Raw genomic sequence first — 16481 nt, forward strand, 5'->3', positions numbered from 1 at the left:
TCTTTTTTGATAACTGTTGACTGTTAACTGTTGTAGTACGGGCGAACGGCCGTTCGCCCCTACTGCCTTCTACCTCTTACCTGTCACCTATTCCTTAAATAACCATTTTTTAACTTTTTCCAAATTTTTCCAATCGGGTTTTCTGGTTAAACCATCTTGAATGCTATTTTTAATTTCTTCTTGCCATTCTTCATTGACAAATATCAATTGTTGTGCAATGTCAATGTGTTCCCGCAAACCTTTTTGACCGGTTTCTAGCATAGCCAAAGCCAGATTAATTCTGCCTTGGGGATCTTGAGGATTTAGTTTTACAGCTTTATTAGCAGCTTTAAAAGCCAACTGACCTTTGCTATCAAGAAGATATAACCAAGCTAGGCAAATCCAGGCTGAACTGGCTTTAGGAGCGCGATCGCATACCTCTTTAAATACAGGAATCAGAGATTCTACAGATTCTCCAGCTTTATAGCGTTCTAAACCTGTATCAAACAGGGAATCTATTGTATTAGTCATTTGTCCTTAGTCAGTTGTTCAGTTGTCAGTTGTCAGTTGTGATTAGCAACCAATAACTGACAAATTTTTCTTGAATATTATACGCCGAAAGACTTACCACAACCACAGGTTTGAGAGGCGTTGGGGTTAGTAAATTGGAAACCACCGCCAATCATGGCATCACTATAATCGAGCATTAAACCGTATAGATAGAGTAGACTTTTGCGATCGCTAATAATTTTAAAGCCATCATAATCAAAAACCTCATCATCCAAGGTGATCTTGCTGATATCCTCAAAATCCATCATGTAAGACATCCCCGAACAACCACCTTGTCTGACTCCCACCCGCAAGCATAAATCTTGCCCTTGCTTGGCTTGTAAAGATTTAACTTGGCGTAATGCAGCTTCGGATAAGAGAATGCCGCGTTGTTGAGTTTGAGTTGTTTGTGTCATAGATTCTTAACTCCTGAATTTATTTTATCAATCACCCACCCCATCAGCCGTTCTGTTACCTTTGGGCTGCTAAGGATCTTTTTGTATTCATTTTAGCGACATTAGGACGGTAAAAAAGAATAAGTTGATGGGAAGATAAAACAGGGGGTTAATTTTCCATTATCTCTTCCCTCTCACCTTTTGCCTGTTTGTCAGCAACCTCAGATTTTTATTCTAGAATTGAGGGGTTCAGTGCCTGTTGCCTCCACCATCTAATTCTCAATTGCTTTGTTTTGACTCACTTATTCTATGACCAGTTTTAATCGCTCTACCAGTCGTCGGTTGAAGAAATTAAGCCAGATTCCTTCTGTATGGGAGGGCGATCGCCGTCCATTGTCATCATCACAGATGCCATTTGCAGATCCAGAGGGTAAAGGAGAATGTATTATCTGGGTAGATGCCTCAGAAGGCATTGTTAGAGGCATGGATATGGTAGATCCTAGCTTGGGTCCGGAAGCTATTGTCCGTACCCTGATGCGGGCAATAGAACATCCTCAAAGTCCTGCCAAACCGGCTAGACCCCAAAGAATAGTAGTACGCGATCGGGAAATTCAATTTTACCTGCGCGGGGTGTTACAAGATTTAGATATTGCCATTGACTACGTACCTCAACTACCCATCATTGATGAACTGTTTCGCTCCTTTGCCGAAGTCATTGACAATCAAATTCCCGATTTACCACCGAAATACGCCCAGCGATTGCACAGTCAAGCTTTAGAAGTTTGGCAAGCTGCCCCTTGGAACTTTTTAGAAGAACAGCAAATTATTTCCATCGAAATTAATCACTGGGATGTAGAAAAACTTTATACTTCAGTCATGGGGATGTTAGGCATTGAATATGGGATTTTGTTTTATCGTTCGGAAGATTCCCTCAAACGCTTTCGCTCCGCTGTTATGGCTGATGGAGATGAACTCAATGATGATTTAGAAGAAGCATTCCTCAAACAGGACTGTTTATTTCTCACTTTTGATTCATTAGATGATAGCGACGATGATGGAGAAAATTTGGCAGATATGCCCCTATCAGAAATTCAGCCTACTTTCGGGAATATTCACCCACTAGAAGGTTTACGTTCTGTTTTATACGAGGAAGAAGCCCTGGTCACTTTTGTGGCTGTAGAAGGTTTATTACGGTTTGTGCGTGACCACTATCGTCAATTATACGAAGAAGATTTTCCCACTCTCACCCAACGTTATCGAATTTCCTTACCAGAACCTGACAAAAATCGTAAATCCTTAACTGTTACTGTTTCTACCATGCCAGAGTTAACGGCAGAATTAGAAGAAATGGCTGGCTTGGATGATGAAGATGATGAGGATGACGAATATGAAGAGTCTCTACTAGACTCTATCAGAAATGATTTAATTCCAGAAGATGCTTTTATGTGTCTGGGAGTCCTACCTTGGGATACATTGGATAAACTGCCTCAAGGATTGAATTACCAATCAGCAGGTAAATTTCCACGACAGGGGGATGGTTTACCCGTGGTCGTGATTCAGACCTCTCGTCCCAAAGCTAAGATGATTATTGAACGGATTCAAGACGATGGGGGATTAAATGGGATTTGCTTTCATACCGTTGTTGATGAATGGGATGATGATAGATTTGACTTAGGTTTATTGCAAACACAGAATCATGAATTATTTTTGTTTGGGCAGTTTGTACATGATGATCCAGTACATATAGAAGCTAAGAAAAAATGGGAGCAGCGTTGTCGTCATACCAATGGTTATTGCGGTTTAATCATTGCCAAAGGATTGACCGGGGCAAGTCGTGGTAATCCCCAAGCAAAAGATATGATGGCTTTATTAGAAGGTCATGTCCTTCCTTCGCAAACATTAAACTTGGCAACAGTTGACTAAAAATCTAGGACTTACGCACTGTACAAATTAACCATGATGTGAATAAACGAAAATCCGTCGTTTCGGGCTTTTGGCGATTAACTTCTGTTCAATAGCGAACTGCTTGCAGCAGCGCTTCGCTATCGCTTAAAAATCATCAAAAAATAACCTTAAAATACCCGAAAACCATACCCCATATTTGGTTGATCCTGTCAATGCGTAAGTCCTAAAATCTATAAATATACAGGACTTACCTAAAACATCAGCAAAATAGCGTAGGGGTAATTTATGAATTGCCCTGAGTGATTAATTTTGGTTCCTTGGTCTAGAATCTCAACATTGATGGCTCAAATCAATGGTAATCAGCCTAAATTCACAAGGAGTATACAGCATTTCAACCAGGCGATCACCAAGTTGATTTTGCCTAGCAGTTGACAAACTGAAAAATTTTAATAATATTAGTGTTTTTGTTACATTGTTAATTCAGACTAACTCTCATGGTCTAATTCGGTGTTTTGTGTCCCAGAAATCTCTAAATCAAGTAAATATATAGCTAAGTGCATGATAATGACAAATAAAAAATGGGCGGTTAAACGCATAACAGTTAATCTAGCTACACAAGAAGCAGAAAAGCTAGAAAAATATTGCCAGCAAACAGGCAGACCAGCAACAGATGTAATTCGAGAATTGATTAGAAGCCTACCTCAAGGGGAAGAAGAAGCAGGGGGGTGATAGGGAGCAGAGGGGCAGGGGGGCGAAAGAATTTTGTCAATGACAACTAACAACTGACAATTGACAACTGACCAATCACCAATTCAGTTACAATTTGTAAAGAAACTGAACAAGGAACGAGGGAATGCGCGTTGCAATTGTAGGTGCGGGACTAGCTGGGTTAGCAACTGCTATAGATTTAGTAGATGCGGGTTGTGAGGTAGAAATTTTCGAGTCTCGCCCGTTTGTAGGGGGTAAAGTAGGCAGTTGGGTAGATGGTGATGGCAACCATATTGAAATGGGGCTGCACGTCTTTTTCGGCTGCTATTACAATCTGTTTGCATTAATGGAGAAAGTGGGGGCTGGGGAAAATTTACGCCTCAAGCAACATACCCATACTTTTATTAATAAAGGTGGAGAAACTGGGGCGTTAGATTTTCGCTTTTTCACAGGTGCGCCTTTTAATGGTTTAAAGGCATTTTTCACTACCTCCCAACTGTCTTTACAAGATAAATTCCAAAATGCGATCGCTCTGGGTACTAGCCCTATAGTTCAGGGTTTGGTAGACTTTGACGGCGCAATGAACACTATTCGCAAATTAGACAAAATCAGTTTTTCCCAATGGTTTTATAATCACGGTGGCAGTAAAGGTAGCATTAAACGTCTGTGGAATCCCATCGCCTACGCTTTAGGATTCATAGATTGTGATCATATTTCTGCCCGTTGTATGTTGACAATTTTTCAGTTTTTTGCAGTCAGAACTGAAGCTTCAATTCTGCGAATGCTGGAAGGTTCACCCCACGAATATTTACACAAACCTATTGTTAAATATTTAGAAGCAAAAGGCACAAAAATATACACCCGTCGCCAAGTGCGAGAAATTCAGTTTGCTGAATCTGGATCAGAAACTCATGTTACAGGGATAGTAGTTGCCCAAGGTGACACAGAGGAAGTAATTACTGCTGATGCCTATGTCTGTGCTTGTGATATTCCCGGAATTCACCGAGTTTTACCCCAAGCTTGGCGCAAATGGCCAGAATTTGATAACATTTACAAATTAGATGCCGTTCCAGTCGCTACAGTGCAACTACGTTTTGATGGTTGGGTGACAGAATTGCAAGATGAAGAAAAACGCAAACAATTAAACCACGCCGTTGGCATAGATAATTTGTTATATACCGCCGATGCGGATTTTTCTTGTTTTGCTGATTTGGCTTTAACCAGTCCCGCAGATTATTATCGTCCTGGTGAGGGTTCATTGTTGCAATTGGTATTGACACCGGGAGATCCTTTTATTAAACAAAACAATGAAGCGATCGCTCATCACGTCTTAAAACAAGTACATGAACTGTTTCCTTCTTCTAGAGACTTAAACATGACTTGGTATAGCGTAGTCAAACTGGCTCAATCTTTGTACCGTGAAGCACCAGGTATGGATGCCTACCGTCCAGATCAAAAAACACCTATACCTAACTTTTTCCTAGCTGGCAGTTACACTCAACAAGATTATATTGACAGCATGGAAGGAGCAACAATTTCTGGAAAACGTGCCGCTAAAGTAATTCTAGAAACTGTGAAGCAGTAGGTGACGGTTAACAGTTAACAGTTAACTGTTAACTGTTAACAAACTAAAATCTAAAATCTAAAATCTAAAATCTAAAATCCTATGAGTGACTGGTTAGAGCATAGCGTACAGGTAGAAGTTGAAGTTCCCATAGAATTAGTCTGGGAATTATGGTCTGATTTAGAGCAAATGCCTAAATGGATGAAATGGATTGATTCTGTAACAATTCCTCAAGATACCCCGGAGATTTCTCTGTGGAAACTGAGTACAGGGGGATTAGAATTTACCTGGAAATCTCGTATTACTAAAATGATTCCCCAGCAAATTATTCAATGGGAATCTGTAGATGGTTTACCAAATCAAGGAGCAATTCGTTTTTATGATCGCTATAATCATAGTGTAGTAAAAATGACTGTTTCCTATGCGATTCCCGGTCTGATTGGTAAACTCATGGATAATTTGTTTTTAGGAAAAGCGGTAGAATCTACAATCCAGGAAGATTTAGAACGGTTTAAAGTCTATGCTTTAAATGTACAAGATATGACTTTGCCTTAGAAGGGAAAAGGCAGGAGAGCAGGAGAGAGGGGAGAAATTTCTTTTTTATTTCTTCTTTCTACTGAACTCCTGATAGCGTTCACGTAGTGTGCCGAAGGCATAGCGTGGCGTTAGCCATACTCCTGAACTCCTGTACGGGCGAAGCATTCTCACTATTAATTATTCATTTGTATCACAATATGTGTTGAGAATGCTTCGCCCCTACGACTATTAATTTAATTATTGATTTGTATCACAATCTATGTTGAGAATGCTTTGCCCCTACGACCTCAATGTAACCAAGGACGAGTAATTTTTTCTAATTCGGCAATTTCATCTTGAGTCATTTGCCAACCTAAAGCACCAACATTTTCTTTAACTTGTGCAGCGTTTTTGACTCCAGCAATGGGGATGACATTTCCTTGCGCTATTAACCAGTTTAAGGCTACTTGGGCAGGAGTGCGATTATATTTTTCGCCAATTTCTCGCAAGATAGATAAAACAGAGGCAATTTTATTTAAACCATCCTGACTAAATCGCGGATCTATGCTTCTTGCTCCCGTGGGATGTTGGGAGGGTGTATACTTACCTGTGAGTAAGCCTTGCGCTAGGGGACTATAGGCTAAAATAGTTACACCTAAATCACGGGCTGTTTGGTAAATACCGTTACCTTCAATTTGGCGTGTTAATAGAGAATAACGCATCTGATTTACAGCCAAAGGTACACCCCTGGCGGCTAATATTTGGTGTGCTTCTCGCATTTGGGCGGCTGAATAATTACTCACACCTACTGCACCTATTCTGCCCCGTTTCACTTCATCAGCGAGGGTATTCATCAAAGTTTCTTGACTTAAAAAGAAAGTAAAAGGCCAATGAACTTGATATAATTCGATTCTATCTACTTGTAGACGTTGCAAACTAGCACTTAAAGCTTCAGATACAGATTTACTATCCCAACGCCAAGGTAAGGGGCCAAACTTTGTGGCAATTTGTAGTTTTTGGGTGGTTTGTTTCATGAACTGGCCTAAAAACTGTTCCGAAAGTCCTAAACCGTAAACTTCCGCAGTATCAAAGAAAGTGACACCAGCATCTAAGGCTGCACTAAAAGCAGCTTGTAACTGTTCTTCACCGTACCCGTCGCCATAATTCCAAAATAGTTTATCACCCCAAGCCCAAGTACCGATACAGAGAGGGGAAACAGCTAGACCATTTTTTCCTAACGTGATGGTTTGCATTTTGGTAGAATTATATTTACATTTCTTTACTTTCTTAGTCTAAATCACTGATGAGATGGATTGAGAGATTTCACGGAAATAGTTTGCAAACATTAGTGTTGATAAATAATTTTTTCCGTTATGTGATTCTCCACTCTGTGTAATCTTCTAATCGTTTTAATCTTTGATTTAGACATAATATTATTAATTAGAGATGAAAATTCTGTAAACCATCTAAAAAAGTAGCTATGGCAATAGAAGATACATTTGATACCCAAAATCCAGCTATAACTATACCAAAAGTCAATATTTTGACCATGTTTCGCTTAGGATTATTTCAAATGGGGTTGAGTATGATGTCTATTTTGACTTTGGGGGTACTTAACCGAGTTATGATTAAGGAAATAGCTATTCCTGCGACTCTAGGCAGTTTAGTATTAGCAATACCTTATTTTATCGCCCCGACCAGAATTTTATTTGGACAAGTTTCTGATGCCAGACCGTTATTTGGTTATCATCGAACTGCCTATGTTTGGATGGGTGCGGGAATATTTGCGATCGCCGCTTTTTTAATTGTACAAGTAATCTGGCAATTAAATAATTCTGGTATTAGCGATACTACCGAGGTTTGGAGTACAGCAACTATTGGCTGGTTAGCTGTTTTAAGTTTAGTTTTTGCTATTTACGGTTTAGCGATTTGTGCTAGTGGTACAACATTTGCGGCTTTATTAGTGGATATTTCCGAAGAGGACAACCGTTCCCAAATTGTGGGTATTGTTTGGTCAATGTTGATGGTAGGAATTATCGTCGGGGCAATTATTAGTTCTAGTTTATTAAAACAATTGGATGGTAATGCCCCTTTAGCAGATTTACAGTCAGCAATTAATCGTTTATTTCTCATAGTTCCCAGTATCGTATTTGCTTTATCAATTATCGCTACTGTGGGAGTAGAAAAAAAATATTCGCACTTTTTCAACCGTTCCACTTCATCAAATCGAGAAGATAATATTAGTTTAAGTGGTGCTTGGCAAATCTTAACAGCTAGTCCGCAAACAGGCTTATTTTTCACATTTTTATTAGTGATGACTATCAGCTTGTTTATGCAAGATCCCATTGTCGAACCCTATGCTGGTGAAGTCTTTAAAATGCCTTTGGCAGACAGTACCAAACTCAACGTTTTTTATGGAACTGGTATCTTAATTTCCTATGGAGTTACAGGGTTTTTTATCGTTCCTCGGTTGGGTAAACGTAAAACTATCAAATTAGGTTGTATTTTGGTGGCAGTTGCGGCTTTATTGATCGGTTTTTCAGGATTTTCTGCTAATCCATCTATACTCAAAGGAAGTTTAGTTATATTTGGTTTAGCTACTGGTTTTGTCACTACTGCGGCAGTGAGTTTAATGTTAGATTTAACCATAGCTGAAGCTGCAGGTACATTCATCGGTGCTTGGGGACTTGCTCAGTCTATATCTAGAGGAATTGCAACTGTAGTTGGTGGTACTGTTTTAGATATCGGACGACAGTTATTACCAGATAATCTAGTCTTAGCTTATGGGTTAGTATTTACCCTAGAAGCTGTGGGAATGTTAGTATCAATCGTCTTTTTAAATCGTGTGAATGTGACGGAATTTAAAACTAATACTAAAAAGGCTTTTGCTTCTGTTTTAGAAAGTGATTTAGATTAATGGTGATTAGTGATTGGTAATTAAAAAACAACTGACAACTGACAAATAAAAATGAACGATTTTTGGAATACAATTTTAGAATTTGCCGAAACCACTACGACCAGAGTGGGAACACAATTAATGCAAGATTTTGGCAAAGTTCAAGCTTCACAAAAAGCTGATGGTAGCTTAGTTACAAAATCAGATAAATGGGCAGATCAAGAAATTCGAGATGCCATTGTTTCTACTTTCTCAGGTTACGGCATTTTGAGTGAAGAAAGTGAGCAAACTTTTCCTGATACAGAATGGTGTTGGGTAATTGATCCTTTAGATGGTACAACCAACTTTACTAGAGGAATTCCTATTTGGTCTATTTCTTTGGGGTTACTTTATCGAGGAACGCCCATTTTTGGTTATGTTTATGCGCCACCATTAAATCAAGCCTTTTATGGGTTTTGGGCAGGTTCATCGGGCTTAACAACGCCAACGGGAGCATTTTTAAATAATCATCCCATTCATACAAGTAAAGATGCTCCGAGCAAAAACCACTTTTTTAATCTTTGTTCTCGCAGTACCAAGATTATTCAACCGGGTTTTCCCTGTAAACTGCGGATGTTAGGAGTTGCTAGTTATAACTTTCTCACAGTCGCAATGGGTGCTGTTTTGGGAGGAGTTGAAGCGACACCCAAGGTATGGGATATTGCAGGCGCTTGGGTAATTGTGCAAGCTGCTGGTGGTACGTGGGTATCCCTTAATTCTGAGTCGTTTCCATTATCACCGGGAATTGATTATAGCGATCGCTCTTTTCCCACAATGGTTGTCAGTAATTCCGATATAATTCCTATATTTACACCGTTTATCGAAAGGTTAAAACTGTAAATTATTAGGGGTTAAGCTTCCCGACTTCTTTGATTTATTGTATCCATAATTATAAATTGATGTCAGAAGTCGGGGATATGTTTATAAACAAGTAATTAGTAATTCTGTAATTTTTCCCCGTTTTTAGGCATGAGAATTAATAGCTCTGGCGGCTGATATAGTGTGAATATTCAAGTCGCTGTATAGATCACGAATAAAGTCACAATCAGAGTTAGATAGCAAAATTGCCCGTTGTGGTTGCAAATAGAAAAAATTGCTCCCCCTCCTAAAAATGGTTCATAGTAATTTTTATAATCTTGGGGAATGAGGCGATTTTTACCCCCAGCCTATTTTAAAAAGAGTCGTGAGTAATTTTGTTTTGTCATATCTTGCATCATTATTTTATATAGGTTTTGCTCAATTAACCTAAAACCTTCACAAATCAAACTTTTTTGGGTATTTTAAATCTAACTTTATATAATTAATGGTTATGTATTATAATTGAGCTAAACACACAAGTGACCAGAAACTTATATTGTATAATAAGGTAGTCTAAATTCAAATGTTTGATGGATTTTGGGATAATGTATTTCGTTACCCTCGTTATTTGATCAGTATCGTCTTGGGTCTTTTTCTAAACACCCTCGAACCGCTGTTTCCACTCTTGAAACGTCCTGTAACGCTAATTGCTATTGTGGGCTTTTTTGTCAGTGGTCTTTTTTTCTTAACGCTTACCCTGCGGGCAATGTTAGGATTAAATACAATCTAGACTAGAACCATAAAAGGGTTAAGTTGTTTGGACTGTTGCTGTTGATTTTATCACTTCAAGCACCGTCCACTCTAATTTGTATCAAGAATCATATTGTCAAATCTCTGTGAGAAGGCGGAATTTATATGGCTACAAATCGCCGCGTTTCCCGCGTTGCTGAGTTAATTAAACGGGAAGTTAGCCAAATGCTACTTAACGGTATTAAAGATGATCGTGTGGGAACAGGAATGGTCAGTGTCACTGATGTGGATGTTTCTGGGGATCTGCAACACGCCAAAATATTCGTCAGCATTTATGGAACAGACGAAGCGAAGGCGGAAACAATGGCAGGTTTAAAATCTGCGACCGGTTATGTCCGTAGTGAATTGGGAGCTAGAGTGAGATTACGACGCACCCCAGAAGTGCTATTTGTGGAAGATTCCTCTATCGAAAGAGGAACTAAAGTGCTGAGTTTGTTAAACCAACTTGAGCAACAACGGACATTATCGAATATAGATCATATCAAAGAAGAGGAGGCTGATTGATGCACAACTAAAAACTATAAAGAAACCTTTAAATTATTAGTGGGTAGAGTTAGTCCTAAGTTGACAATTAAATAGACAAAGGTAGACTGATATAGAAAAACTTTGACCATTCTATTTTTTGATAATAAAAATCGGTAAGAAGAAGTAAATATCTAGTTTTGTCTAGCAGTTATATAGTGGTAATATGAATGGGAATCATTGGCAATGCCTGTATTCCCTATTTTTTGGGTAATTATGAATGTCGGGCATTTTATATCTGAGGATAGATGCTAAAATAAGTAAGTTCATGTAGAATTGTGCAGTTAAAGTTACAGCAATTCTCAGAAAACTATCAGGATTTTTCCATAGATTAATTTGAAAAAAACCTGGGAATCGGAATATCTAAGCTTGAAGAGTAAAATTAGCTGTTTTTGTTGAATTTCATTTTCGGAATATGAACTTCAAATATCATGAATGTCATGTTTTCTTGACAAACTTAACATTTCTTTAGATAATTTAGAGGTGCACAGCGTCAAAATGATAATAGTTCCGTATAGCAAACTACAAAACTCTGGCGACAGGTTTAATTATTGCCATCTTTGTTCCTAGTTAATAACGGGAACGCTATCTAAATGTAATTTTGTGAGTAAAAACCATGAGCGTAAATACGGTGCCTTCTATCAATTACAATTACTACTCTCTAGACGTGATCCAGGATGAGGCACGCCGACTGGTGGAAAGGGGAATGGTTGGCCGTCAACAGCCAATTTATACTCTTTGCCAGTTTATCCCTGCTAGAGAGTGGGTTTGTGTGGAATGTGAATTAGAAAAATGTGATTTTTTACTGCGCGATCGCATTGGGGATCTGATCGGCCGCGAAGAATGGGACAACGACTAAATAATTTTGTTTTTTTAATAAACTACTGTTATTTTTATTGTACTTGTTTGTAGCTTCTGCTATGGACAGGTATATTTTTTTCCTCTTTCAACTCCCGAATTTTTCTGGGCATTTATCTAGTCTATGCCTTTACTATATTTTCCCAAAAAATTACCTAATTTCTTAAAACTTGATAGTTGCCGCAGCCACGGACAAAGCACCCCAACCAGCCATTAATGCTAATCCTCCTAATGGTGCAACTGCTCCCAAGGATTTGATACCTGTTAAACTCAGAGCGTACAAACTACCGGAAAAAATCACCACACCAATAATAAATAACCAACCACTAACTAATAGGGCAGTTGGTGGAGTTTCTAAGCGACTCATGAGAATGGCGACTAGCAAAAGTGCGATCGCATGATACATTTGATAACGAGCGCCCGTATCAAAAATTTCTAAAGAACGTTCGCTAATTTTCTCTCTTAAAGCATGAGCGCCAAAAGCGCCACCCGCCACAGACAAACCGCCAAAAATGGCGGCTATAGTTAAGAAGAACTGTGTCATTAGACCTATTAAACATCAAAATGATATGATACTGCCCCTTCTTCATTTACTTGAAAATTTGCACTAAATTCTTTAGCTTTCTCATCTAAATATTTTTTCGCTTCCGCTGCTGGTAATTGGGACTGCATGGCAAAACCTAATAAAGTTACTCGCCCTTGATTTTGTAGTAACATTTGATAAAACTGCGCTTGTAATTGTTGAGTATTTTGTTGCTTTAAAGCTTTTTTATCTTGTCTACTTTGTTTATATAAACCCAATGCTAACCAACTACCCAATATGGCACTGGGAACACCAAAAATTATACCCCCGACAATAGTATCTTTACTCTCCTGATCCGCATTGGGAGGTGCAAATACCTGTTCCCCCTCCACAGGATATATCGGTATTGATGACTGTTCCGATTTATATATTACCTCTGATACCGATATTGCTAAAAACATGAATCCGAGTGTGAGTAGCCAACCAGCAGCCAATTTTTCAGCCGTCTTCATAGTTCTACTTCAGGTTGAATTTACACATTGCTTGTAATTCTAACCTTACTTGCCTCAACCTTCCACTAATATTGCAAATTATTAACCATTTATTTCTCATTACTATATAGCAAATTTGATCATACAGAATCAGATCCCCGACTTCTTAGAGAAGTCGGGGATCTTTTTGTTAATAAGGAAAGGATCTGTGAATTATGCGATGAAATTTAATTTTAATTTTCAAGGGGTTTTTTATACCAGATTTTTTCAATAAAAATCCCGATTTCTTCAAGAAGTCGGGAAAATTGAGTATTAATTCTACTATGCTTACTAAGCAGATGTACGAGTTGCTTCTAATAAGCGAGAAAAGTAGAACTTTGTCCGTGTCATAGCTTGTCTTTGAACTGCAAAGCCATTTTTTTCCAAAATTTTGATGATATCTCGTTCACGGTGTAAATAAGCGCGTGTGGCTTTACTTGGACCAGGAAAGAAACTACCGATTTTTTTGAGGATAGTTAGAAAAAAGGTTTTAGGGGCAAAGCTGAGAATAATTCTCGATTGTGCTAAAGAACATAGGTGAGAAATCATTTCATCCGCTTTTTCTTGAGGATAATGAATGAGAACATCTAAACAGATGACAGTGTGATAATTACCACTGAGAGATTCTAAATCCTGAACTGCAAAGGTGGGATTAACTGTATTAGCGAAAACCTTGACTGCCCGGTCTTGGGCTTCCGATACCATTTTGGCAGAAATATCACTAGCGTATACTTTAGCACCATCCATAACCAGAGGAATACTCAGGCTACCCACACCACAGCCAGCATCACAAATTGATAATGATGATAGGTTGTTGTCAGCTTGTAACCAGCCGATGACATTATCTACAGTTTGCTGATGTCCAGTGCGGATGTCTAGCTGGACTTTGTTGACTTCACCATCACCATAGATGCGTTGCCATCTATCAAAGCCTGTGGAGTTGAAGTATTCGCGCACTATTGTTTTATCGTCGGCTGCCTTCATGAACTTAATTGTTAACGGTTTACAATTCTTAAAATTATCATTTGTGAGTGGATTATTGCCTGGAATTTTTGTACCCAGGATTAAATTCTTAAAAACCGACTAGCTAATTTAATCGCGTCAGCAATATCTACATCACCATCACCATCAACATCTAGAAATTTATTTAGTAAGGGATTACCACCGGATTGTAAGAAACTCAAGAGTAAAGGTACTAAACTTGGTAATAATTGTTGAATTGTATTTGCATCTAAGTTAGTACCCTGGGAGGCATTTTCCGCTACTTGTGCTTGAATATCTGGGGAAAATAGGCTATCGACGGCTTGGGAATCGGCAGAAGTTCCGGCAAATTGATTAACTAAATTTTCTACGGCTTCACTTCCCTCTGTAGTTTGTTTTGTTTGCAAAGATGATTGTACTTGTTTGCCAACTACTGATAAAATTGATTGCATGGTGGAAGAGTCTGCACCAATGCCATTACCTAATTGTTTAACTGTCATAGCAATATTTACCAAGTTATCCAAACCACCTGGTTGATTGGAATTACTAACTGCACCTAGAATTTGATCAAAAAGTCCCATTAATTTTTTCCCTGTTGTTTTAAATTTCTCTCATGATCAATACTATAACAGGAATTAGCACTCAGGAATGGCAAACGGGAAGTGATAGGTTTTTAATGGTTTCAATGCTTATTCCTTGCACCTAATTCACTTTTTTAAGCCTGAAACTCTTAATATATCTAGGTTTTTGGTTTATTCAGCAAGCCCTAAGTATATTAATTTCACGGGCTACATCTGCTAACAATCGCCTTAAGCTAGACTTAATTTTTCTAATGGGTTGGGTAATAATTTTGCTGGTGTATATTGCTAGAATAGTAGCTATTAGTATGGAAATTATTATACTCACAATAATAATTACAGATTGTACTATTAAAGCCCGATTATAAGCTAAATTGGCTTGTTAGTTTTTTTTAATTGTTTCTCTTATATCTGCTAAACTATGAGAAAAATCAGAAAATCTTTCAGCATTTTCAAGTATATCCAAAGACAATTTTTTTTGTGATACTCAGGAGAGGGAATAATTTTTTAATGTAGCGTTCCCTGTTTCCTTGCCATAAGGATAATTTTTAATTCCTACTTATATCTGATTATTCATGCCTTTATCCCGCATCGCCACCCTGATTATTGGTCTGATCGTCATTTTGTCCTTAACTCTATGGCTAATAGATTCTCTTACCCGGTTATACTGGCAGTTATCCTATTCCCCGTTGTTAGGTAATTTACTATTATTACTATTAGTTGTACTGATTGGCGGTTTAATTGCGGCCTTTGTTTATTATGTATTAGTGCTGCCCAAAGGTGAGGAACAATCTCGCCGACAACGGAAACGAGTAACTCCCGCCGAAATTCCCGCCGCTAAATCTGATGCAGCCACTTCTACCCTGCAAGCAGTCCGCCAACAAGTCGCCCAAATTCAAGATGAGGTAACACGCCAAGCTTTACTGAGTCGCACTAGGGAAATTGAAGCGAATTTAGCCAGGGGGGAAATTCAAGTTGTAGTTTTTGGCACAGGTAGCGCGGGTAAAACTTCCTTGGTAAATGCCATTATGGGGCGAATAGTAGGTGAAGTCAACGCACCAATGGGAACAACCCAAGCGGGAGAAACCTATTGTTTACGGTTGAAGGGGTTGGAACGGAAGATATTAATTACTGATACTCCGGGGATTTTAGAACCGGGGGTTGCGGGTACGGAACGGGAACAACTGGCCAGGGCTTTAGCAACGGAAGCGGATTTACTGTTATTTGTAGTGGATAATGATTTGCGCCGTTCTGAATATGAACCTCTGCGGGGTTTAGCGGAAATTGGCAAGCGATCGCTATTAATTCTGAATAAAACAGATTTATACACAGAAAATGATACAGAAGTGATCTTAGCCAGACTCCGGGAACGAGTGAGAACCTTTATTGCCACTAACGATGTAGTAGCGATCGCTGCCAACCCCCAACCAGCAAAGTTAGAAACCGGTGAAACCTACCAACCAGAACCAGATATTATTCCCCTATTACGTCGCATGGCCTCCATTCTCCGCGCCGAAGGCGAAGATTTAGTTGCAGATAACATTCTGTTACAATCTCTGCGTTTAGGAGAAGAAGCACGGAAACTTATAGACTCCCAACGTCGTCGTCAAGCAGATAGAATTGTTGAACGTTATCAATGGATTGGTGCAGGGGTAGTTTCTGTTACACCATTACCAGTAGTAGACCTACTGGCCACAGCAGCCGTTAATGCCCAAATGGTAGTAGAAATTGGTAGAGTCTATGGTTGTGATTTAAACATGGAACGGGGCAAGGAATTAGCCCTATCTTTAGGTAAAACAATTGCTGGTTTAGGTATCGTTAAAGGGGCAATTGAATTATTATCCACCGCCCTACAATTAAATATTGCTACTTTTATCGTCGGTAGGGCAATTCAAGGGGTAACAGCCGCCTATTTAACCCGCATTGCTGGCAAAAGCTTTATCGAGTATTTTCGCCATGATCAGGACTGGGGTGATGGGGGAATGACAGAGGTAGTACAGCAACAATTTCAGATTAATCGCCGGGATGAATTTATCAAAGTCTTTGTTCAAGAGGCGATCGCCAAAGTCGTCAAACCAATAGCTGATAGCTTGGCAGAAAAAGAAGAACATAAGTAGGATCTGCTAAAATCGGTTCTTTTCTCATAGCGCAGCCTAATATCAGCCATAGGATAGGAGTGAGTAGTTAGCAGGAATGAAAAATTATTAATAGTAAAAAAAATTGTTTGAGATTTAATACTATCAAAGCCTATTGCTGGCATCTTGACTATCTTAAATAAATATGAAGTTATTGATTGATTATCATAGGACTTACGCAAGATGTAACTGCAA

Annotated in this window: 17 protein-coding genes; 10 read left to right on the forward strand and 7 right to left on the reverse strand. The window is 38.8% G+C overall.

Features of this window, described 5'->3' with window-relative positions; translation table 11 throughout:
- Positions 1-87: 87 nt before the first annotated feature.
- Together CUN59_RS06560 and CUN59_RS06565 are read right to left on the reverse strand one after the other, a co-directional pair.
- Complete coding sequence (locus CUN59_RS06560) at positions 88-510, reverse strand: tetratricopeptide repeat protein (RefSeq protein ID WP_104387083.1); 423 nt, start codon at positions 508-510, stop codon at positions 88-90.
- 77 nt (positions 511-587) lie between these two features.
- Positions 588-944, reverse strand: coding sequence for an iron-sulfur cluster assembly accessory protein (locus tag CUN59_RS06565; protein WP_104387084.1), 357 nt, complete (start codon positions 942-944; stop codon positions 588-590).
- 288 nt (positions 945-1232) lie between these two features.
- Here CUN59_RS06565 and CUN59_RS06570 point away from each other — a divergent pair, with 288 nt between their 5' ends.
- The 4 genes from CUN59_RS06570 to CUN59_RS06585 all read left to right on the forward strand — a co-directional run bounded on the left by CUN59_RS06570 (position 1233) and on the right by CUN59_RS06585 (position 5655).
- Positions 1233-2846, forward strand: coding sequence for a DUF6930 domain-containing protein (locus CUN59_RS06570; protein WP_104387085.1), 1614 nt, complete (start codon positions 1233-1235; stop codon positions 2844-2846).
- Positions 2847-3386: 540 nt separating this feature from the next.
- Entirely contained in the window at positions 3387-3557 is a 171-nt protein-coding gene (locus tag CUN59_RS06575; RefSeq protein WP_104387086.1) for a ribbon-helix-helix domain-containing protein, read from the forward strand.
- A gap of 124 nt (positions 3558-3681) precedes the next feature.
- A complete protein-coding gene (gene zds, locus CUN59_RS06580; RefSeq protein ID WP_104387087.1) occupies positions 3682-5121 on the forward strand; it encodes a 9,9'-di-cis-zeta-carotene desaturase in 1440 nt (479 codons plus the stop codon).
- 81 nt (positions 5122-5202) lie between these two features.
- Positions 5203-5655, forward strand: a complete 453-nt coding sequence (locus CUN59_RS06585) for an SRPBCC family protein (protein ID WP_104387088.1) — start codon at positions 5203-5205, stop codon at positions 5653-5655.
- 269 nt (positions 5656-5924) lie between these two features.
- On the opposite strand, the gene CUN59_RS06590 is transcribed toward CUN59_RS06585, so the two are convergent.
- Positions 5925-6869 (reverse strand): aldo/keto reductase, encoded by a 945-nt coding sequence (locus tag CUN59_RS06590; RefSeq protein WP_104387089.1) that lies wholly within the window; start codon positions 6867-6869, stop codon positions 5925-5927.
- 227 nt (positions 6870-7096) lie between these two features.
- Between CUN59_RS06590 and CUN59_RS06595 the strand changes: the two genes are divergently transcribed.
- From CUN59_RS06595 to CUN59_RS06620, 5 genes are all read left to right on the forward strand, one after another.
- Positions 7097-8533, forward strand: coding sequence for a BCD family MFS transporter (locus CUN59_RS06595; protein WP_104387090.1), 1437 nt, complete (start codon positions 7097-7099; stop codon positions 8531-8533).
- Positions 8534-8584: 51 nt separating this feature from the next.
- Positions 8585-9391 (forward strand): inositol monophosphatase family protein, encoded by an 807-nt coding sequence (locus CUN59_RS06600; RefSeq protein ID WP_104387091.1) that lies wholly within the window; start codon positions 8585-8587, stop codon positions 9389-9391.
- 541 nt (positions 9392-9932) lie between these two features.
- Positions 9933-10139, forward strand: coding sequence for a DUF751 family protein (locus tag CUN59_RS06610; RefSeq protein ID WP_104387092.1), 207 nt, complete (start codon positions 9933-9935; stop codon positions 10137-10139).
- Between the two features lie 125 nt (positions 10140-10264).
- Complete coding sequence (gene rbfA / locus CUN59_RS06615; RefSeq protein WP_104387093.1) at positions 10265-10663, forward strand: 30S ribosome-binding factor RbfA; 399 nt, start codon at positions 10265-10267, stop codon at positions 10661-10663.
- A gap of 634 nt (positions 10664-11297) precedes the next feature.
- Positions 11298-11540, forward strand: coding sequence for a DUF4327 family protein (locus tag CUN59_RS06620; RefSeq protein ID WP_104387094.1), 243 nt, complete (start codon positions 11298-11300; stop codon positions 11538-11540).
- A gap of 162 nt (positions 11541-11702) precedes the next feature.
- On the opposite strand, the gene CUN59_RS06625 is transcribed toward CUN59_RS06620, so the two are convergent.
- The 4 genes from CUN59_RS06625 to CUN59_RS06640 all read right to left on the reverse strand — a co-directional run bounded on the left by CUN59_RS06625 (position 11703) and on the right by CUN59_RS06640 (position 14154).
- Positions 11703-12083 (reverse strand): DUF423 domain-containing protein, encoded by a 381-nt coding sequence (locus CUN59_RS06625; protein ID WP_104387095.1) that lies wholly within the window; start codon positions 12081-12083, stop codon positions 11703-11705.
- An 8-nt stretch (positions 12084-12091) separates the two neighbouring features.
- Complete coding sequence (locus CUN59_RS06630; RefSeq protein WP_104387096.1) at positions 12092-12574, reverse strand: hypothetical protein; 483 nt, start codon at positions 12572-12574, stop codon at positions 12092-12094.
- Positions 12575-12883: 309 nt separating this feature from the next.
- The gene (bchM, locus tag CUN59_RS06635; RefSeq protein WP_104387097.1) at positions 12884-13576 is read right to left on the reverse strand and encodes a magnesium protoporphyrin IX methyltransferase; all 693 of its coding nucleotides are present in this window, start codon (positions 13574-13576) and stop codon (positions 12884-12886) included.
- An 80-nt stretch (positions 13577-13656) separates the two neighbouring features.
- The gene (locus tag CUN59_RS06640; RefSeq protein ID WP_104387098.1) at positions 13657-14154 is read right to left on the reverse strand and encodes a DUF937 domain-containing protein; all 498 of its coding nucleotides are present in this window, start codon (positions 14152-14154) and stop codon (positions 13657-13659) included.
- A 572-nt stretch (positions 14155-14726) separates the two neighbouring features.
- Between CUN59_RS06640 and CUN59_RS06645 the strand changes: the two genes are divergently transcribed.
- The gene (locus tag CUN59_RS06645) at positions 14727-16268 is read left to right on the forward strand and encodes a YcjF family protein (protein WP_104387099.1); all 1542 of its coding nucleotides are present in this window, start codon (positions 14727-14729) and stop codon (positions 16266-16268) included.
- Positions 16269-16481: the final 213 nt, after the last annotated feature.

This window comes from Cuspidothrix issatschenkoi CHARLIE-1 (genome assembly GCF_002934005.1).
Taxonomy (GTDB): domain Bacteria; phylum Cyanobacteriota; class Cyanobacteriia; order Cyanobacteriales; family Nostocaceae; genus Cuspidothrix; species Cuspidothrix issatschenkoi.